19 protein-coding genes and 1 other RNA gene are annotated in these 20,317 nt (G+C 60.8%); 18 read left to right on the plus strand and 2 right to left on the minus strand.

Features of this window, described 5'->3' with window-relative positions; all coding sequences use genetic code 11:
- Positions 1-40: 40 nt before the first annotated feature.
- The 18 genes from AEAC466_RS26115 (at position 41) to AEAC466_RS26190 (ending at position 19,550) form a co-directional block, all read left to right on the plus strand.
- On the plus strand, positions 41-400 hold the full coding sequence (locus AEAC466_RS26115) for a DUF423 domain-containing protein (protein ID WP_023456682.1): 360 nt from the start codon (positions 41-43) through the stop codon (positions 398-400).
- A gap of 17 nt (positions 401-417) precedes the next feature.
- Positions 418-815: RNase P RNA component class A (rnpB, locus tag AEAC466_RS43590), an RNA gene on the plus strand.
- A 446-nt stretch (positions 816-1,261) separates the two neighbouring features.
- A complete protein-coding gene (locus AEAC466_RS0121975) occupies positions 1,262-1,720 on the plus strand; it encodes a division/cell wall cluster transcriptional repressor MraZ (RefSeq protein ID WP_035429126.1) in 459 nt (152 codons plus the stop codon).
- Entirely contained in the window at positions 1,717-2,697 is a 981-nt protein-coding gene (rsmH, locus tag AEAC466_RS26120) for a 16S rRNA (cytosine(1402)-N(4))-methyltransferase RsmH (RefSeq protein ID WP_023456684.1), read from the plus strand. Before AEAC466_RS0121975 ends, rsmH begins: the two co-directional genes overlap by 4 nt.
- Before the next feature lie 8 nt (positions 2,698-2,705).
- On the plus strand, positions 2,706-3,143 hold the full coding sequence (gene ftsL / locus AEAC466_RS26125; RefSeq protein WP_235074124.1) for a cell division protein FtsL: 438 nt from the start codon (positions 2,706-2,708) through the stop codon (positions 3,141-3,143).
- Positions 3,143-4,897: a peptidoglycan D,D-transpeptidase FtsI family protein gene (locus AEAC466_RS26130; protein ID WP_023456686.1), complete on the plus strand. Its 1,755-nt coding sequence runs from the start codon at positions 3,143-3,145 to the stop codon at positions 4,895-4,897. The genes ftsL and AEAC466_RS26130 overlap by 1 nt, the downstream gene beginning before the upstream one ends.
- Positions 4,898-6,364, plus strand: coding sequence for a UDP-N-acetylmuramoyl-L-alanyl-D-glutamate--2,6-diaminopimelate ligase (locus tag AEAC466_RS26135; protein ID WP_023456687.1), 1,467 nt, complete (start codon positions 4,898-4,900; stop codon positions 6,362-6,364).
- A 121-nt stretch (positions 6,365-6,485) separates the two neighbouring features.
- Entirely contained in the window at positions 6,486-7,898 is a 1,413-nt protein-coding gene (locus tag AEAC466_RS26140; RefSeq protein WP_031238165.1) for a hypothetical protein, read from the plus strand.
- A 219-nt stretch (positions 7,899-8,117) separates the two neighbouring features.
- Positions 8,118-9,512: a UDP-N-acetylmuramoyl-tripeptide--D-alanyl-D-alanine ligase gene (locus tag AEAC466_RS26145; RefSeq protein WP_023456689.1), complete on the plus strand. Its 1,395-nt coding sequence runs from the start codon at positions 8,118-8,120 to the stop codon at positions 9,510-9,512.
- A 67-nt stretch (positions 9,513-9,579) separates the two neighbouring features.
- A complete protein-coding gene (mraY, locus tag AEAC466_RS26150) occupies positions 9,580-10,692 on the plus strand; it encodes a phospho-N-acetylmuramoyl-pentapeptide-transferase (protein ID WP_023456690.1) in 1,113 nt (370 codons plus the stop codon).
- 8 nt (positions 10,693-10,700) lie between these two features.
- Complete coding sequence (murD, locus tag AEAC466_RS26155; protein ID WP_023456691.1) at positions 10,701-12,113, plus strand: UDP-N-acetylmuramoyl-L-alanine--D-glutamate ligase; 1,413 nt, start codon at positions 10,701-10,703, stop codon at positions 12,111-12,113.
- 181 nt (positions 12,114-12,294) lie between these two features.
- Positions 12,295-13,452, plus strand: coding sequence for a peptidoglycan glycosyltransferase FtsW (locus tag AEAC466_RS26160; RefSeq protein WP_031238166.1), 1,158 nt, complete (start codon positions 12,295-12,297; stop codon positions 13,450-13,452).
- 65 nt (positions 13,453-13,517) lie between these two features.
- Positions 13,518-14,672, plus strand: coding sequence for an undecaprenyldiphospho-muramoylpentapeptide beta-N-acetylglucosaminyltransferase (gene murG / locus AEAC466_RS26165; protein ID WP_255346289.1), 1,155 nt, complete (start codon positions 13,518-13,520; stop codon positions 14,670-14,672).
- Positions 14,669-15,745, plus strand: coding sequence for an AI-2E family transporter (locus AEAC466_RS26170; protein ID WP_023456694.1), 1,077 nt, complete (start codon positions 14,669-14,671; stop codon positions 15,743-15,745). Before murG ends, AEAC466_RS26170 begins: the two co-directional genes overlap by 4 nt.
- A gap of 66 nt (positions 15,746-15,811) precedes the next feature.
- The gene (murC, locus tag AEAC466_RS26175; RefSeq protein WP_023456695.1) at positions 15,812-17,248 is read left to right on the plus strand and encodes a UDP-N-acetylmuramate--L-alanine ligase; all 1,437 of its coding nucleotides are present in this window, start codon (positions 15,812-15,814) and stop codon (positions 17,246-17,248) included.
- Positions 17,245-18,150, plus strand: coding sequence for a UDP-N-acetylmuramate dehydrogenase (gene murB / locus AEAC466_RS26180; protein WP_023456696.1), 906 nt, complete (start codon positions 17,245-17,247; stop codon positions 18,148-18,150). The genes murC and murB overlap by 4 nt, the downstream gene beginning before the upstream one ends.
- A 161-nt stretch (positions 18,151-18,311) precedes the next feature.
- On the plus strand, positions 18,312-19,103 hold the full coding sequence (gene folP, locus AEAC466_RS26185) for a dihydropteroate synthase (RefSeq protein ID WP_023456697.1): 792 nt from the start codon (positions 18,312-18,314) through the stop codon (positions 19,101-19,103).
- 129 nt (positions 19,104-19,232) lie between these two features.
- Positions 19,233-19,550 (plus strand): hypothetical protein, encoded by a 318-nt coding sequence (locus AEAC466_RS26190; protein WP_023456698.1) that lies wholly within the window; start codon positions 19,233-19,235, stop codon positions 19,548-19,550.
- A gap of 120 nt (positions 19,551-19,670) precedes the next feature.
- Here AEAC466_RS26190 and AEAC466_RS26195 read toward each other — a convergent pair whose 3' ends face one another.
- Positions 19,671-20,021, minus strand: a complete 351-nt coding sequence (locus tag AEAC466_RS26195; RefSeq protein ID WP_023456700.1) for a hypothetical protein — start codon at positions 20,019-20,021, stop codon at positions 19,671-19,673.
- The gene (locus tag AEAC466_RS26200; protein ID WP_023456701.1) at positions 20,018-20,284 is read right to left on the minus strand and encodes a DUF1653 domain-containing protein; all 267 of its coding nucleotides are present in this window, start codon (positions 20,282-20,284) and stop codon (positions 20,018-20,020) included. Before AEAC466_RS26200 ends, AEAC466_RS26195 begins: the two co-directional genes overlap by 4 nt.
- Positions 20,285-20,317: the final 33 nt, after the last annotated feature.

Consider the following 20,317-nt stretch of genomic DNA (forward strand, 5'->3'; position numbering starts at 1 on the left):
ATGACCACCTTTTGGCATGGTGCCTTAAGGAGCGACGCGTATGACCGGACAACGCATTATCCTCGCCATTGCCGCCCTATGGGGCCTTGCCGGTGTTGCCATGCTGGCGTCCGGCTCCCATCCCCCGCAGGTCGGCTTGCTGGCCGTTGGGGGGCAGTTCTTGTTGTTTCATGCTGCCGCGTGCTTGGCCCTGGTCAATACCCAGCTTGTCAGCAACTGGCGCCGCGCCTTGCCGATCGCGCTGATGCTGACGGGGAGCGGTCTGTTCGCGCTTGAAATCCTCTTGCACGTCTCTACCGGCTTGGCTGCATTGGCCATGCTGGCGCCCATCGGTGGTGGCCTGACTATACTGGGCTGGCTGCTTCTCGTGATCGGCGCCTTGATCGAGCCGCGCAACTGAACTACAAGCGCCCTGGGCCAGATGACTGGGCGGTCGCTGTGGATGTGAGATCTCTCACGAAGCAGAGGAAAGTCCGGGCTCCACGGTAATATGGCGGCGGGTAACTCCCGCCGGGGGTGACCCCAGGGATAGCGCCACAGAGAGCAGACCGCCGGACTCCGGTTCGGCAAGGGTGAAAGGGTGCGGTAAGAGCGCACCGCGTTTCCGGCAACGGACACGGCATGGCAAGCCCCGTCAGGAGCAAGACCAAATAGGAACGGCGCGTCGTACCGGGCAACCGGCGACAGGGCATTACCGCCCCAGACCGTTCGGGTAGGTTGCGTGAGCCGTCCAGCAATGGCCGGCCAAGAGGAATGATCGCCCACGCGGAGGCAACTCCGCTGGACAGAACCCGGCTTACAGGTCATCTGGCCCATTTTTACAAAATTTTTGCCTGAGTGCCCGGTGTCAGGGCGTCCGCGCCCGGACGGCATGCATTTCGAAGCCGCGCGACTCGCCCGCGGCCGTTAACCATTAAGTCTGTATTAAATACTTACGCGTACAACCCCTGGTATCGCAAAAGCGGCGGGCAGGCCAATATTGGTTGGCGCCCCGTATGCCGGCCAAGGGGCCGATCCTCCTTGTTTAAATAGCGTTCAGTTAGCGTACAGGCGTAAGTATAAATGTTCCATGTTTGTTCTATACTTATCCACTATTGGGCCGGTTTATGCGCAGAATCCCCATTTGGTGTCATCCAGAGTCATTGCATCCCATTTAATCCCATGTTAACCCTATCTGGTCCCGAAGATGATCTGGCCGGGAGGGCCGGTTGGACGCTTCGAGGGATATCAGGGAGCAGGCCAAAACGGCCTGGACGGGGACGTGTTTCTCTCGACCCACGAGAAACAGCTGGATGCGAAGCGGCGCCTGTTGGTGCCGTCGGATTTCCGCGCCACGGCCTTGGCGGCGGTTCCCGGCATCGAGCCTTTCGAGGGGGTGTACTGTTTTCCCGCGATCAGTGCCGACTGCATCGAATGCGGTGGAGCGGCGTTTTTCGCCATGCAACGTGACGTGATCAATTCATACCCGCCAATGACCGCAACCCGCGCCGCCATGCAGACTCGCTTTTATGCCTCGATGCATAAGCTCGGCTTCGACACCGCCGGTCGCATCACCTTACCGGAAAAGCTGTGCCAGACGTTCGGTCTGACCGGCGACGTCGTCATTGCCGGCATGGGCGAAAGCTTCCAGATCTGGGAGCCGGCGGCCTACGCCAAATACCTGGCCGAACAGGATGCCCTGGTCGCCGCCGCCTTTGCCAAGCGCGAGGCGATGATATGAGCGAACAGGCGCACATTTCCGTTCTGCTCCCCGAAGTGCTGGACGCGCTGGGTGACGTGAACGGCAAGCTGGTGGTGGATGGCACATTCGGCGCCGGCGGCTATTCGCGCGCCATTCTGCAAAAGGGTGCGACCGTCATTGCGTTCGATCGCGATGCCCGCGTCAAACCCTATGTCGATGCCCTTGTCGCTGACTTTCCGGGCCGCTTCCACTGGGTCAATCGCTGTTTTTCCGAAATGCGGGAAGGCTTGGCGGATTTGGGTCACGACGCGTGCGATGCCATCGTGCTCGATATCGGCGTTTCCTCCATGCAGCTTGATGAAGCCGATCGCGGCTTCTCCTTCATGCGCGACGGTCCGCTGGATATGCGTATGAGCGTTACCGGCAAATCGGCCGCGGACATCGTCAATTTCGACGCCAAGGAAGATATCGCACACATTATCTGGCTGTACGGCGAAGAGCACAAGTCGCGCGGCATCGCTGCCGCCATTGTCAAACGCCGGGATGAGCGGCCCTTTGAACGTACGCTCGACCTGGCCGAAGTGGTCGAACGCGCCCTGGGCGGCCGCCGCGGTGCCGCCGTTCACCCGGCCACGCGCACCTTCCAGGCGTTGCGTATTGCCGTCAATGATGAACTGGGTGAGCTGGAACGCGCGCTGGATGTCGCGGAGACCCTGCTTCGGCCGGATGGCGTGCTGGCGGTGGTGACGTTCCATTCGCTGGAAGACCGTATCGTAAAGACCGTCTTCAATGAAAAGGCTGGCAAGGTCTCGGCCGGTTCGCGCTACGCCCCGCAAAAGATCGAAACCAAGCCTGCCATCTATACTTTGGTCACGGCCAAGGCGGTGCAGGCGTCCGACGCGGAAACCGCCGCCAATCCACGCGCCCGTTCGGCTAAGCTGCGTGCTGTGCGCCGGACTTCCGTACCACTTTCGCAATCTTCCACTCCGCCCCGTCAGCAAAAGGTTCGCTCATGAACGGCTTTATGCGACTTTTCGAACAACGCGTCCGCGGCATCCGGTTGATCGAACTGATCGGCCTGGTGCTGGTTTTCGGTCTGATTTTCTGGGTCTGTCTGTCGAAGGCGAAGGAAGGCGAAGACGTCCGCCGCATGAACGATCTCGACCGCCAGATCGCGACGGAGCAGGGGGCTGTAAACGATCTCAAGATCCAGGTGGCGCAACTCGAGCGTCCCGGCCGCCTTGAGGCCCTGGCCAAGCAGTATCTCGGCATGAAGGCGGTCGAACCCAATCACGAAGCGCGCCTGGAATCGCTCGGCGAAATTTCCCGCGCTACGTCTAAACCCGTCGCCCCGCCGACTCAGACGCCACCCGCACCCGTGGCGCCGGTGGCGACTCCTGCCCCGGCCAGTGAGCCGCACAGTGACCTGATCGCCGTAACCGCCAAGGCGGGAGCGCATTGATGAGCATCCGGTTCTTCGATTCGACCCAATCCGGCTTCCAATGGGTGGCCGACCGCGTGTGGAAAGTTGAACACGCTTTTGAGCGCGCCAATGCATCCGGGGTTAAGGCATCCAGCACGCGGATGCGCATCTTCTGTATTCTGGTCGGTATGACCGCAGCCTATGTACTGCTGGCCGGTTTCGCCATGCGCGCCTCACTGGCTGGCGGCGCTCAGGTGACGGCCCTGAGCGGCGAACCAAACGCGCGATCGCAACTGGTGGATCGGAACGGCCGGCTTCTGGCCACCGATGTCAACAATTACAGCATTTTTGTCGACCCGAAGGACATGACAGGCGAAGATCGCGCCCTGGTGCGACGGGCATTGCTGCAGATTTTCCCCGACCTGCCGCGCGATCAGATCGAAAAGCCGTTCAAGGCGAACAAGCGCCTGCTGCTGACCAATAACCTCAAGCCAGGCAAGCGCGACGAAATCCTGAATTACGGCCTGCCTGGCATAAGTTTTGAAGCCGAACGCGTGCGCGATTATCCGCTGGCCAATACGGGGTCGGCCTACATCGGCATGACCCAGCGCGGCGGCGAGGGGCTGTCCGGCGCCGAAAAGGCCTTGCAGGACCAGATTGCCGCCAGCGCGGTCAATGACGCGCCTGTGCAACTGGCCATGGATCTGCGCGTCCAGGGCGCGCTTGAAAACGAACTGCGGGCGATGGCGGAGGCTCAACGTGCTCAGGGGGCTATCGGGATTGTCACTAATGTCCGCACCGGCGAAGTGCTGGGTATGGCCAGCTGGCCCGATTTCGACCTGAACCGGCCCGGCGCGTTCAGTGATGCCGCAAAACGCAACCATGCAGCCGTGGACCGCTACGAACTGGGCTCGATCTTCAAGGTTATCTCCATCTCCGTCGGCCTGGATACCGGCACGGCATCGCTGAGTTCGGTTTATGACGGCCGTCAGCCGTTCAAGCTCGGGTCGCGGATCATCCATGACGATCACGAATCGACCGAGTTGATGAGCCTGACCGACGTTTTCATCAAATCGTCCAATATCGGCACGTCGCGGGTTGCCCTGGATGTCGGTGCCACCGCGATGACGCGCTATTACGAAGCGCTGGGCCTGTTCCGGTCCGCCGATATCGAATTGACCGAGCCTGCGTCGCCTTTGCTTCCGGGCCGGTGGTCGGACAGTTCCCTGGTGTCTTCGGCCTTCGGTCAGGGCATGGCCATTACCCCGCTCAGCTTCGTCGAAGCCGCTAATGCCGCGCTCAACGGCGGCTATCTGCGTCCCTTGACCATCCGCAAGTATGACGGCCATTCGCCGGTTGCCGGTTCGCAGGTTTTCTCAGCCGCGACGTCGCGCACCATGCTGGAACTGATGCGTGAAAACGTGCTCAAGGGCACGGGCACGCGTGCCAATGCGCCGGGACTTCGCGTCGGCGGCAAGACCGGCACCGCTCAGAAGCCAGTGAACGGGCGTTATACGGCCGATCGCGTGTCCTCCTTCTTTGCGGTCTTTCCGACCGACGGACCTGTGGATGGCGATCGCTATTCTGTTCTGGTTACTTTCGACTCGCCCCAGGGTGCCAAGGAAAGCAGCGGCGTAAAAACCGGTGCCTATGTGGCGGCGCCTGTCGCGGGCCACGTCATCGAACGTATCGCGCCCTTCCTCGGCGTGGGCCGCCACGAGGACAAGTTTACCGGACCGGAATGGGATAAGGCGCCCGTTCAGGCCGAAGATATAACCGGAGACGAACACTAAATGACGGCCCAAGTCTCCCTGCGTTTGTCCGATATACTGCGACGGGATCTCGATACCGATCCTCTGGTCACGGGTGTCACCGCCGACAGCCGTAAGGTGGGTGAGGGCGCCCTCTTCTGTGCCTTGCCCGGAAACGCTGTGGATGGCCGCCAGTTCATTTCCCAGGCACTCAAACAGGGTGCGGCTGCCATTCTGGCACCCGAAGGTACGCTGGCCGAAGCCGGGTCCGTTGTCGTCAACGTATCCGATGTGCGTCGCGCCTACGCTTTGGCAGCCAAAGCATTCTATGGCGCGCAACCCCGGACCTGCGTTGCCATTACCGGCACCAACGGCAAGACCAGCGTCGCTACCTTCTGTCGCCAGATTTTCAGTCGCCTGGGCCATAAATCGGCCAGCATGGGCACGTTGGGCGTGGTGACGCAGGATGTCGACGGCACGGAAGTCGCTCTGACCGGTCCGGGTCTTACCACGCCAGACGCCGCCGACCTGGCGCGGCACCTGGCGGAACTGGCGAGCAGCGGCGTCACACACCTGGCGCTGGAGGCCTCCTCGCACGGCATCGATCAGCGCCGGTTGGACGGGGTATCGCTTACGGCGGCCGGATTCACCAATCTGACCCAGGATCACCTCGATTATCACGCGACGATGGACGCCTATCGGACGGCCAAGTTGCGTCTTTTCGAGCAGCTTTTGCCGCGCGGCAAGACGGCGGTGCTGAACGCCGATTCCGAGAATTATAACGCCTTTGCCGCCATGTCTATCCTGTCGGGCGTGTCGGTGATGAGCGTCGGTGAACGGGGTGGGGCCTTGTGCATGACCGGGCGCGATCTGACCGTGGATGGCCAGATTCTCTATCTGGAGCATCAAGGCAAAAAATACGAAACCAAGTTGCCATTGGCCGGACTTTTCCAGGCGTCGAACGCGCTTGTCGCCGCCGGTCTGGCCATTGCCGCCGGTGAGGATGCGGGTGGCGTGATCGAGGCGCTGTCGCACCTCAAGGGCGCGCGCGGCCGCCTGGAACGCGCGGGCGCCAAATCGAACGGCGCCGAAGTCTATGTTGATTATGCCCATACGCCAGACGGCCTCGAAACCGTCCTCAAGGCCTTGCGTCCCCATACCCAGGGCAAGCTGGTCTGCGTTTTCGGATGCGGCGGCGATCGCGACCGCGGCAAGCGCCCGCAGATGGGTGCTATCGCCCAACGTCTGGCCGACCGCGCTATCGTGACCGATGATAATCCGCGCACGGAAGACCCGGCCGCCATTCGCGCCGATGTTCTTGCGGGAATGGATAAGGGCGCCGTTGAGATCGCCGATCGCCGGACCGCCATTTTTGAAGCGGTGGCTGCTCTGAAAGCGGGCGATGTGCTGGTTGTGGCAGGCAAGGGGCATGAACAAGGGCAGATCGTCGGCGCGACCGTCCTGCCGTTCGACGACGCCAGCGTCGTGCGTGAGGCGCTTTCAAAATAGGTTCGTTCAGCGCGGGTTCATCACCCTCCGCGCACTCTCCGACCACCGGCATAGGTTTGGGACCGCTTGATCGTGTCCCAGAATTGGCGGTATGAAGAGCCATATGGATCAGGGTGGGGCAATGACAAATATTCGAATTTGGGTGCCATTTTCAGTGGCACTTGCGGTTTTGCTGCCTGCGGCGGCTTTGGCGCAGAGGCCGCAGCCGGTGCTGGTCGAGCCCGCCCGCTTTGGCACGGTTCGGGCGGTCGAAGGCGCCGATCTTCAGCTTGCCGTGCCGCGCGCCGACTGTCCCGTGAAATACCAATCCATTGCGGGTGGCCCCTGCTTCGATAAGGTCAAGCTGAAACCGGCCGCTCAGGGAGAGACGCGCGTGCTCGGTTTGAACACACCGCCGCGCGGCACCTGGGTATCAGGCATCTATGGCCGTGACTATGCGGTGTACGACCTGTTTCCCACGGCCGAAGGGTTTCGGGCCCGTCGGATTGAATTCACGACCTCTGATGTTCGGGTCCCGCGCGACTGCTATGCGCTGGCGGGTGAGGCGGTCGAATATGCCCTTCATGATGGCGTGGCGACGGAAACCCAGGTGGTGACCTGTGGCGGCGGGCCGCGAACCCCCAATGGTCCCTTTACGCCTGACGGACCGCCCCTCCGGTCAGGGGGTGCGGATGCCTGGCACCGTACGGAAACGGTTCGTGCGGCGGGCCCGGCGCGGTATCTGGCCACCACCGGTAGCGATTGCGATCCGCAGTTCAGCCTGAGGACAAGCTGGTGCGCCGAACCGGCGATCCGCTATCTGCAAACCCACCCGGACGAAAAGGAAATGGATCTGATCGCCGCGCAACAGCCGGTCAAGGCCGGTGACGTGCTGTACGGCAAGGCGATCGATCAGTGGGTGCTGAAACGCAAGGGCGACCGAAAGTTCAAGGCCGATGCCCGCTGGTTCGACAAGGCTTACCTGAACAGCGCCGATGGCTGCCGGTTCGCTGAAGAGGTGGGCTGGTACGTCGAAGACAGGGCCGATGGTCTGTATGTCGTCGAAAAGGCCGTCAGCACCTGTGGCGCGCCACCAGCCCCCATACCGACCGAAATCTGGGAAGCCTATGGCGATGATCTGTTTCTGGTCGATTGCTCCGACCGCCGTAACTGGCGTGATGGTCGGCCACGCCACACATCGGATGGAAAGGATAGTCCACCGGAAGCCGCAGAATGCTTCGATCCGGCCAGAGACTATCTGCGTAGCCAAGGGCTGCGCCGCGCCACCGTCGTGGTCCTGAACAGCCGCGTCGTCGTCGATGATCGCCTGTATGACGGGAGTTATAATCGCTATGACGTGGCAGAGGTGAAGCTGAACGAGGACAAGAGCCTGTCGGTGCGGCGTCTCGATAGCTACCTGCCGTCGGACATCTATATGAGTCACTGCTCGCAAATGACCAGCGGCCCTTCGCAGTCCAAGGGATTTGTCGTCACGCGCTCCATGGGTATTCGTTGGGCGATGCCCTATCGTTGGATGGAATGCCCCGTTTATTGAGCGCTTAACCTCGTCGGGGCGGTCTGCAAAATCACGTCTGTCTCCGCTTCGCTGCTCACGTACTCAAGTACGCTGCGCGGCGATGCTTGACAGCCAATCGTTTTCGCGTCGCCCGGGACACGCCGACGGCGGCCGCCGGTGGGCGCGTTAACACACTCGCGCTTGCCTAAATCGCTGAGTCAGGTTCAATGGCGTTTTTACACTAGACGCACGTGAGCCATGGCCGATACCCCTCTCTGGACCTTTGACGAACTGGCCAAGGCCACAGGTGGGACCTTGACCGGAGCGGGAAGCGTTTCGGTGGCCACTGGCATCAATTTCGACAGCCGTGCCCTGATGCCGGGTGATATCTTCCTGGCGCTCAAGGGCGCGCGCGATGGCCACGATTTCGTGGCGCAGGCTTTTCAGTCTGGAGCGGCCATCGCCATTACCCGGCGTCCTGTCGAAGGTGGTCCCTGCCTGCTGGTGCCCGATGTCCAGGTTGCGCTCGAAAAGCTGGCGGTATTTGCGCGCAACCGGGCTGTGAATGCCCGCCGCGGTGCGGTTACCGGCTCGGTGGGCAAGACCAGCGTCACTCAGATAGTGATGCAGGGGCTGACACGCGCCGGGCGGGCCCATTCGGCGATCAAGAGCTTCAACAACCATATCGGCGTGCCACTGACCCTGGCGCGTATGCCGGCGAATACCGAACGCGCGGTCTTTGAAATCGGTATGAACCACGCCGACGAAATCACGCCCTTGTCGGAATTCGTTGCGCCGCACGCCGCCATTATTACAACGGTCGGCGGCGCACATACCGAGAATTTCCCCGACGGCGACGAAGGTGTGGCGCGCGCCAAGGCTGAAATCTTTGACGGACTGGTGCCCGGCGGCCTGGCCATCCTGAACGCCGACAATGTGTGGTTCGACTTTCTGCAACGCGAAGCGCGCGGCAGTGGTGCGCTTGTGGCCGCCTTCGGTGAGTCCGGTGGTACGGACGCGCAACTGTTGTCTCATATCATCGCTGGCAATCGCGCCGATATCACCGCACGCTTCCACGGTAAGGAGATCGCTTTTTCTCTGTCCCATACCGGCCGACATCAGGCGATGAACGCCATGGCTGTCCTTCTTATGTTAGAAGCCCTCGACGTCGATCTCGACACCTCGCTCGCGGCGTTGGAAGGGGCTGCGGCGCTGGACGGACGTGGCAAGGTCACGCAAAAGGCGTTCAAGGGCGGCGAGATAACCCTCATCGACGAAAGCTATAACGCAAACCCGGTATCGATGACCGCCACTCTGCAATCGCTCGGTACACGGCCGAAGGGGGCGGAATCACGCAAAATTGTCGTCCTTACCGACATGCTCGAACTGGGGCCGAAGGCCGCTCGCTTACATGCCGATTTGGCGCGGGTCATCGAGGCGCAGGACATTGACAGCGTTTATCTGGCAGGCCCTTTGATGAAGAACCTGTGGGAGGCCCTGCCGTCCGCATTGCGCGGCGGTTACGCCGAAACGGCGCAGGAATTGACCCCGGTTCTGATTGAGGGCTTGCAAGGGGGGGATGTGGTTATGGTAAAGGGCTCGAACGGCTCACGGGCCGGACTGATCGCGAAAGCACTGTTGTCGGCAGACTGAAGTCAAGAGGGGCGACGATGACGCCCTTAAGATAAGGCCCCGCATAGGATAAGGGCAAAGGAACTGTATGTTTTATCTGCTGTACGAACATTTTCAGGGCATGAATGAGCACTGGCCCCTGATCAATCTGATGAAGTACCAGACGGTGCGTATTTTCCTGGCCATGATCACGGCTATGGTCGTCGCCGTTGCCATGGGATCACGCTTTATCCGTTGGATGCGCGCCAAGCAGGGCCGAGGGCAGCCCATCCGTGAGGACGGCCCCTCGACACATTTGCTGACGAAAAAAGGTACGCCGACCATGGGCGGACTCATGATCCTGGCCGGGATCGCTGTCGGCACCATCCTGTGGGCCGATCCGCATTCGGCTTCGGCCTGGGTGGTCTTCGGCGTGACCATGGCATACGGCCTGCTGGGCTTCATCGACGATTACGCCAAGGTGACCAAGCAGACCTCGGCCGGCCTGACCTCTATCCAGAAGCTGATCGCCCAGATCGCCGTCGCTGTGGTCGCCGTCCTGGTACTCATCTACTATTCGCCAGTGCCGGTGGATGCGCCGCAACTGGGGACATCCCTGGTCGTGCCTGTCTTCAAGAATTTCATCTTCAATCTGGGCTATTTTTATGTCGTCTTCGGCGCCGTTGTCATTGTCGGGGCATCGAATGCGGTCAACCTGACCGATGGCCTGGATGGTCTGGCCATCGTGCCGGTGATGATCGCTGCGGGGGCCTTTTCCCTGATTGCCTATCTGGTCGGAAATATCAAGTTCGCCAACTATCTGATCATTCACTTCGTGCCGGGCTCCGGCGAAGTGGCGGTGATTCTGGCGGCTATTATCGGCGGCGGTATGGGCTTTTTGTGGTACAATGCGCCGCCGGCCAAGATTTTCATGGGCGATACCGGCTCACTTGCCCTCGGTGGCGGTCTCGGCGCGGTTGCCGTCGCTCTCAAACATGAAATCGTGCTCGCCATCATCGGTGGTCTGTTCGTCATGGAGGCCTTGTCGGTCATGATCCAGGTCGGTTATTTCAAGCTGACCAAAAAGCGCGTGTTCCTGATGGCGCCCATCCATCACCATTTCGAGAAGCTGGGCTGGCCGGAATCCACGGTCGTTATCCGCTTTTGGATCGTTGCCGCCATGCTGGCCATGATCGGGCTGGCCACGCTTAAAATACGTTAGGTTCGAGTATGATACCGGTTAAAGGCTTTGAGGGGAAACAGGTGGCGATCTTCGGTCTGGGGCGGTCCGGACTGAGTGCGGCGCGCGCCCTTAAGGCGGGAGGCGCGCAACCGATCCTGTGGGATGACAAGCCTTCCAATCTGCTTCCGGCCACGAAAGAAGGCTTCACGGTCGAGAACCTGAAGACCGCCGACTGGTCGGAGTTCGCCGCGCTCGTCCTGTCACCCGGCGTGCCCTTGACCCATCCAACGCCGCACTGGACCGTGGACATGGCCAAGGCGGCGGGTGTGCCGGTATTGGGCGATATCGAGCTGTTCGCGCGCACCCTGGCCATCCTGCCGGCGCACAAGCGTCCGCGTACTGTGGCGATCACCGGCACAAACGGCAAATCGACCACCACCGCCCTAATCGGCCATATCCTGAAATCGGCTGGTCGCGATGTGCATGTCGGCGGCAATATCGGCATCGGCATTCTCGACCTGCCCGAAATGCACGCTGGCGCCATCTATGTCATCGAAACCTCGTCCTATCAGCTGGACCTGACCCTCAGCTTCGCGCCGGATGTCAGCGTCCTGATGAATATCACGCCTGACCATCTCGACCGGCATGGCGGCATGGAAGGCTATATCAAGGCCAAGAAGCGCATCTTCATGGCGCAAAGCTCCAAGCAGACCGCTATCATCGGCGCGGACGACGATTATACCGCCGCCCTGATCAGCGATATGCGGGTCAATTCCCCGGTAAAGCTGATCTCGATTTCGGCCCGCCGCACATTGGGCCACGGCGTCTATGCCCTAAACGGCGTGTTATATGACGGCACGAGCGTCCGCGCCCGCCAGGTGATCGATCTCAAGGCCGTACGCACCCTGACCGGCCGCCATAACTGGCAGAATGCCGCCGCCGCCTATTCGGCGTGCAAGGCGCTCGGCCTCGAAATGGACGAAATCGTCAATGGCATGCGCACCTTCCCCGGACTGGCCCATCGCATGCAGGAAATCGGCCGGATCGGCCGGGTGCGTTTCATCAACGATTCCAAGGCGACAAATGCCGATGCCGCGCGTCAGGCCATGTCTTCGTTCGATCATTTTTACTGGATCGCGGGCGGCAAGGCCAAGGCCGGCGGGATCGAGGACTTACGCGACCTGTTCGACCGGGTAAAGCATGCCTACCTGATCGGTGAGGCGGCGGAACTGTTCGAAGCCACGGTCGGCAAAGCCGCCCCCTGCACGCAGTCGCGTCTTCTGTTCACCGCCGTGGCCCAGGCCTACGCCCAAGCGGAGAAAACCGGCCGTGAGGAGATTGTCCTGTTCTCTCCCGCGTGCGCGTCCTTCGATCAGTTCACGGATTTCGAAGCGCGCGGCGATGCCTTCCGCGATGCGGTCAGTGAAATCAAGATCGGCGTGACGGGCGAGAAGGTTTAGAGCTTTCGCGGCCCGATATCGGTGTCATCGGTCCTGCCGTCGCATCACTATCGGCCAAACCTGTCCAAACAATAAGAATCTGTTAGGAAAGGGTGGGGCGGTTAAGGCGATTTTAACCACGTTTTGTTGAATCCTGTTGGGCTATAGCCCCCAAGTCAATCTGTCCGGACGGGATGCGTTCATGACCCAAGCCTATGCCCATCCGTTTACGCGAACGGACCGATCGCCTACCGCCATCTGGTGGTGGACGCTGGACCGCGTCACCCTGACCCTGGCGCTGATCCTCCTGGTGCTCGGCTTCTTCTTTTCGTTCTCGTCCTCACCTGTCGCTGCGCCGCACGTCAGCAATTACGACACCTTTTATTACACCAAGCGTCACTTCTTTTTTGCCATCCTGACCGCCGGCGTGATGATCGCCATTTCCATGCTATCGCTCAAAGGCGTCAAGCGGGTCAGCCTGCTGGCCTATGGCGCGGCGATTACGATCATGGCCATGCTGCCGCTGATCGGCCACGCCGCGAAAGGCGGGCGGCGCTGGCTGGAGTTGGGGCCGATCGCCCTGCAACCTTCGGAATTTCTTAAACCGGCCCTGATCGTCCTGATCGCCTGGATGTTTTCAGAAGGGCAGAAGGGGAAGGGGGTGCCGGGCGTCACCGTCGCCTTCTGTCTTTACGCCTTGGCCATCGGCCTGCTGCTCATCCAGCCAGATGTGGGCCAGTCCATTCTGATCACTATCGCCTTTGGGGCTTGTTTCTTTATTTCCGGCGTGCCGTTCCGCTGGATTCTCGGCATGTTGGGCGTGGCGGTGACAGGGTTGGTCGGCCTGTTCTTTATCCAGCCGCACTTTCGCACCCGGATTATGGGCTTCATCGCGCCGGACGCCGATTCCGGTTTCCAGGTCGCCAAGGCCAAGGCGGCCATCGCTAATGGCGGCCTGTGGGGAGTCGGTCTTAACGAAGGCGTCATGAAACGCCATATTCCCGATCTTCATACCGACTTCATCTATTCGGTTGTTGCGGAAGAATACGGCCTTTGGCTCACCTTGATCCTGATCGGCATCTTCGGGTTCATCATCCTGCGCGGCCTTTTGAAGGCTATGGCGATGCAGGACCCGTTTCGCCAAATTGCGACGTCTGGCCTGTACATCATGCTGGGCATGCAGGTGCTCATAAACGTGTCGGTCAATCTGGGCTTGATCCCGCCCAAGGGCATGACCTTGCCGTTCATCTCCTATGGCGGGTCGTCCATGCTCGCCATGGGGCTGACGCTGGGCTTCATTCTGGCCTTGACGCGTAAGCGCCAGGAAGAGATTCCACAGGATGACCCGACCAAGTGGTAGAAAAGGCCTTAGCTTTTTATTTGTGAACCGTTATGGTTCGGCGAGACGATTTTCGGGGACGCGCCTTGGCTACGCCTAAAACACCAAAACCGCGCCGCAAGGCGTCTTCCTTTTCGCAAAAACCTTTAGCCGTCGTGGCCGCCGGCGGTACCGGCGGTCATATGTTTCCCGCCGAAGCGCTGGCGCGGGAACTGATCGACCGCGGCTGGGACATAGTGCTTGCCTCGGACAAGCGCGGCGCCGCCTATGCCGACGCGTTTCCCGCCATTGAGCGGCTATCGCTCGAAGCCGCCACCTTCAAAACCGGCGACCCGATCGGCATGGCGCGCGCCGCCTTCAAGATCGGCATGGGTATCTTGCAGGCGCGCAAGGCGTTCAGGCGTCTGAAGCCCTGGGCCGTCATCGGCTTCGGCGGCTATCCGTCCTATCCCGCCCTGATGGCGGCGCTGGGGCGCAAGGACATCACCCTCATTCATGAACAGAATTCGGTTCTCGGCCGTTCCAACCGGCAACTGGTCAAAAAGGTCGATGCCGTCGCCTGCGCCTTTCCGGTTTTGCGCCTGGCGCCGGACGAACTGGAAGGCAGGGTTCAGGTGGTCGGCAATCCGGTGCGGCCTGACATCCGCGCGCTTTACGATCAACCCTATCCGCCCACTGATGGTCTGATCCGCATCCTGGTCACAGGCGGCTCGCAAGGGGCGAAAATCCTCTCCGAAACTGTCCCGCAGGCGCTGGCCTTGTTGCCCATGTCGCTGCGCATGAATCTCTCGGTTGAACAGCAGGCGCGTGAAGAACAGGCGGAAATGGCGAAGACAACCTATGCCGCCGCTGAAATTCAGGCGGAGGTCGCTCCCTTTTTCAATAACATGGCCGAACGTCTGGGCCGTGCCCATATCGTAATCGGCCGAGCGGGGGCCTCTACGGTCTGCGAACTGGCGGTGGCCGGAAAGCCGTCGATCCTCATTCCACTCCGTATCGCGGCTGACGACCACCAGACCTATAATGCCGAGGTGCTGAAGGAGGCCAAGGCCGCCATCGTCATCCGTGAACAGGACTTCACAGCCGAACGACTGCGCGACGAAGTTCGCACCCTGCTGGAAGGCGCGTCGTTGCTGCCGATGCGGGCCGGGGCGGCGAAATCGGTGGCGCGTCCGGATGCGGCCCGTCTGTTGGCCGATCTGGTCGAACGGACGGTCAAAAGCGTAAGGGAGCCCTCATGACTCAAACCGGCAAGGCCCTGGACATGGGTTTCATTCAGCGTGTCCTTTTTGTCATTGTGGCCATTGCGGCCAGCCTGCTTGTTTTCAAGCTGCTTGGATTGTGGCTGCTGATTTTCGGCGCCATTGTGATTGCGACCGTCCTGCGCGCGCTCGCCGAGCCTTTGATCAAATATACGCCATTGAACGACACTCTGGCCGTGCTGACCGTACTTGTTGTCGTACTGGGTTTCATCGCCGTCACCTTTACCCTTTTCGGTTACGAACTGACCCAGCAGACACAAAATCTGACCAAGCAGTTGCCGGCCGCGTGGGAGGCTTTGCAGGCGCGTTTGAAGGTGCTGGGCCTCAATGACGAGGTGCAGCAACAGTTATCGGCCTTGGGGCAGCAGGCGGGGGGATTGACGTCCAAGATCCCGCTGATTGCGGGCAGCGTATTTTCCAGCTTGGCCAACCTGCTTGTGGCCACGATCGCCGGCATCATCCTCGCCATCAATCCCAACAAATACCGGGACGGCGTCGTGTTTCTCTTCTCGGCTGAACATAAGGAACGCGTTCGCGACGCCATGAATGTTGCAGGTCACGCTTTGCGGCTGTGGTTTGTCGGCCAGTTCATTTCCATGGTACTGGTCGGCACACTGACGGCGGTGGGCCTGTCCATACTGGGCGTACCCTCTGCGCTTGCCCTGGGCATGGTATCCGGCCTGGCGCAGTTCGTGCCGATCGTAGGGCCCGTGGTGTCGGCAGGGCCTGGTCTGTTGCTGGCGGCGGTTTCCGGCTGGCAGGTTTTTATCTGGGCGCTGGTCATCTATGTCGGCGTCTCACAACTGGAAAGCAATATCATCACCCCGGCGGTTCAGCGCCGCATTGCCTCCATCCCGGTTATCGTCACCCTGTTCGCCGTCATCGGCTTTGCCGGCCTGCTTGGGCCAATGGGTGTGCTGTTTGCGATGCCCCTGACCGTGATCATCTATACGTTGATCCGGCGGCTGTATGCCGGTGAGGACGTCACTGAACTCACGGACGAAAAGCCGCAACGGCCGGCGCGCAAACCCAGGACGCCAAAAGCCTCGTGACAGCCCGCGGCTGATCGTCTAAATCCTCTCGCTTTCCCTTTCCTGCCTGCCGCGTGAAAACACCCCATGACCCTGAACGCTAAACGCCCGACGCCTTTCGACCTTGGCCCCGTCCACTTCGTCGGTATCGGCGGCATCGGCATGAGCGGCATTGCCGAAATCATGATCAAGATCGGCTATAAGGTTCAGGGCTCCGATGCCAAGGCGTCGGCCAATACCGAGCGTCTGGAAAAGCTGGGTGCCCAGATATTCATTGGCCATGCACCGGAACATGTCACCGAAGGCGTCTGCGCCCTGGTTTATTCGACGGCGGTCAAGGCGGACAATCCCGAAATGGTCGAGGCGCGCCGTCGCCGCATTCCGCTGGTTCGCCGCGCCGAGATGCTGGCCGAACTGATGCGCCTGCAATTTTCCATCGCGGTGGGCGGTACGCACGGCAAGACGACCACCACGTCTATGGTGGCGGCGCTGCTCGATGCCGGCGGTAAGGACCCGACGGTGGTCAATGGCGGCATCATCAACAACTATGGCACCAATGCCAAGGTGGGGGATGGCGATTGGATCGTGGTCGAGGCCGACGAATCGGATGGCTCTTTCCTTCGTCTCAAATCGACCCTGGCGATTGTCACCAATATCGATGCTGAACATCTTGACCACTGGGGCGATTTCGATGCGGTCAAGAAGGGCTTCGTCGATTTCGTCGAGAATATTCCCTTCTACGGGTTCGCCGCCGTCTGTATCGACCATCCCGAAGTTCAGGCCCTGGCGGCCAAGATATCCAATCGCCGCCTGATCCCATATGGCGTCAGCCCTCAGGCTGAGGTTCGCTGCGCCAATATCGAATTCGGTCCGGAAGGCGCCTGTTTCGATGTTGTCTTCTCGCCGTCGGGCGTCGAGCCCTTCACCTGGGAAAAGCTGAAGCTGCCGATGACCGGCAACCACAATGTGTCCAACGCCACGGCCGCCATCGCGCTGGCCCGCGAGTTGGGCATAGGCGAGGCGGAAATCCGCAAGGGCCTGGCCGGTTTCGGCGGCGTCAAGCGGCGCTTTACGACGACGGGCGTGGTCAACGGTATACGGGTCATCGACGACTACGGCCATCATCCCGTCGAAATCGCGGCGGTGCTCAAGGCGGCCCGTCAGGTCGCCACGGGCAGAGTTATCGCCGTTGTCCAGCCACACCGCTATACCCGCCTGCGCGACCTGATGAACGAATTCTCGTCCTGTTTCCATGATGCCGACATGGTCATCGTGGCCGATGTCTACAGCGCGGGCGAAGCGCCGATCGAAGGCGTGGACAAGGCGCACCTGGTAGAAGGCCTGCATAATTTCGGCCACCGCCATGCCGTGGCGCTCGAAGCGCCCGCCGACCTGGCTGGACTTGTGGCCGCCGAAGCCAAGCCGGGCGACCTGGTCGTTCTGCTTGGTGCGGGCGACATCACGCAATGGGCTTATGCCCTGCCGGCGCAACTGGAAGCCCTGCAAGGCGGGCACGACGCATGAGCGACAAGGCCTGGATCGCCGACCTTCCGCCCGTTCGCGGCAAAATGATGTATGGCGCTGCCCTGTCGCCTTTTACCTGGTTTCGGGTCGGCGGTCCGGCTGACGTGGTCTTCCTGCCCGAAGACGTCGCCGACCTGTGTACCTTCCTGAAGGGACTGGACCCCTCCATTCCGGTTCTGGCTATCGGCGTCGGATCGAACCTGCTGGTCCGTGACGGCGGTGTCGATGGGGTGGTTATCCGTCTTGGTCGGAACTTTGCCGACGTGACAGCGCGTGACGATGCGCGCATTCTGGCCGGTGCGGCCGCGCTCGACGCCAATGTCGCCAAGGTGGCGGCGCAAAACGGTATCGCCGGACTGGAATTCTACCGCGGGGTTCCGGGCACCATCGGCGGTGCCCTGACCATGAATGCGGGCTGTTACGGTAGCGAAACCAAGGACATTCTGATCGAAGCCTATGCCGTCACGCGATTGGGTGATCAGGTCACGCTGTCCAACGCGGATATGGGGTTCCGCTATCGCCACTCCGAACCGCAAGGCCTGATCTATACCGGCGCTCTGTTCCAAGGCACGCCCGACGATGCGGCGGCGGTGACTGAGCGTATGGAGGCCATTACGGCGCGGCGTGAACACACCCAGCCTATCCGTGAAAAAACCGGCGGCTCGACGTTCAAGAACCCGGACGGCAAATCGGCCTGGCAGTGCGTCGATGAGGCGGGCTGGCGCGGCCGGCTGTTCGGTGCCGCCAAATTTTCGGAACTGCATTCCAATTTCATGATCAACACAGGCGATGCGACGGCTGCCGAACTGGAAGGCCTGGGGGAGGCGGTTCGCGCCGACGTCATGACCAAGCTCGGCATCGATCTGCATTGGGAAATCAAGCGGCTGGGCAAACCCGCCTAGGCGCCTTCCCAACACGCATGTTCCGACGCATTTCCCGGCATAGGGAATCATGCAAAGGCTCCAGAGTATTATTTACGCACTTTCATCTCGAAATGTGCGCTGCATGAAGGGACCGCTCCGTGCGCCTTAAGGATCTTTATGTATCGCAAGGCCCACTGATCATGGGGGTGGTCAATGTCACACCCGACAGTTTTTCCGATGGCGGACGTTTCATCGGCTTTCAGGCGGCGATGGCTCATGCAAAGCAACTGGTCGCCGATGGCGCTGACGTCCTGGATATCGGCGGGGAGTCGACGCGTCCGGGTGCACATCCAGTCACGATCGACGAAGAAATCAGCCGGGTTGTACCGCTGATCAACGCCTTGTGGAACGAAGTCGATGTGCCTATTTCCATTGACACCCTGAAGCCCGAGGTGGCCGAAGAGGCCTTCAAGGCGGGCGCAAGCGTTTGGAACGATGTCAGCGCCCTCGGCTATTCGCCGGACAGCCTGGGCATCGCCGCGCGGTCGGATGCCGATATCGTGCTGATGCACATGCAGGGCGAACCGCGCACCATGCAGTCATCTCCGTGGTACGAGGACGTGGTCGCCGAGGTCGAGTCTTACCTTCTGGAGCGGGCGCAGGCGGCGGTAGGCGCCGGAATTGCGCCGGAGCGCATCTGGATCGATCCCGGAATCGGCTTTGGCAAGACGCTCGATCATAACCTGGCCTTGATCCGCGCGACCGACCGGTTGGCCTCGCACGGTTTTCCCGTCCTCATGGCAGCGTCGCGCAAGCGCTTCATCGCGGCCCTGGAAGAACGGGAAGGCATTGAGCCCGCTCCACCTGAAGACCGTCTGGGCGGCACGGTGGCTGTGCATCTGCATGCGCTGAAAAATGGCGCCGCCATGGTCCGCGTGCACGACGTGCGCGCCATGAAGCAGGCCATGCGGGTCGTTCAAGCGCTAGGCTGACAGTCGTGGCACGCGATCTATGTATCTCAAAGCGCACACCGGTTTGACATTTTACATTAGAGCAAGTTCGGTATTGTCGGAAAAGCGGTATTATGTATACACCACGACCTTGAAAGGAAAAACGTGGCGATGACCTACCGGCGGCGCATGACGATCTATTTCGTGCTCCTGCTTGTGTGTTTCGTTGGGGCCGTCAGCGAAATCGCGCCTATGTTCTTTTCCTGCCTGTTTCTGGCCATTGCGGTTTCGCAATTTTTCTTTCTCTGTCCCCGCTGTGGCAAACACATCGATACCAAGGGCGCGGACAAGGGCAATTTCTTCTATGGCGTATTTGAAACCTATGAGCCGCATTGCCCGCGGTGCGATCGCACGCGAGAAAACGTTTGGCCTTTGCAATTCGTGATGAAGCGCGAACCCTGGGACGGCATACGCAAGGACGAGCGGTAGCGCGCAGCCCGAAAGGGAGTCAGTTCTTGCGGTTGGCTTTCTGTGCCCACATGAAGAGGGCGACGGCGACGAACAAACCGCCGCAGATCAGCAGAAATGGGTCGTGCAGCATTTTTTCGATCATGACGGCCGGTAAATGTCGAAGGCGCCGAGAAATGCCGGATCGTCTATGACCGTGCCGCACGACAGGAGGTAGCTGCCCGGCGCCTGCAAGGTGAAGGCGGCGGGGACTAGGGGCAGGAAAAGCAGTTCGCCCGACTTCTTTCCGACCAGGGACAGCACGAAGCCTTCCGACCGGTTGGCGCGAATCAGTTGCCCGGCCAGTATCTCATAGCTGAGCAGGGCGTCGTCCGCGCCAATCTGGTTCAGGCGCACCAGAATCAGCGTGCCGCGCATCGCTTTCAGGATCGGATGGTGAATGTCGGCGAAGGCCTCGGGGGCGAGTTCTTCCCAACGGTCTGAGTCTGTCACTGGGTCGGGTCCAACACGTCGGCGATGAATTCGAAACGCGGTACGGTCTTGCCATCAACCTCGACTGTTTCGGTGAACATGGCAAGGGGCCGCACCCACAGGCGCGCAATCCCCGCCTCCTGGCCCAAGGGCGCGTACAGCACCAGCTCTTCTTCGCTTTCCGAATGGGTGACGGTGCCGAACACCTTGTACAGCTTGTTTTTATAATGCCGATAGGTACCGCGTTTGATGTCGGTCCTATAAAACGAGGTTGTCAGGGGCATGGCTGCCTCCTATGTGGAGTCGTGGGGGCATAT

Origin of the sequence: Asticcacaulis sp. AC466, assembly GCF_000495815.1 — a bacterium.
Taxonomy (GTDB): Bacteria; Pseudomonadota; Alphaproteobacteria; order Caulobacterales; family Caulobacteraceae; genus Asticcacaulis.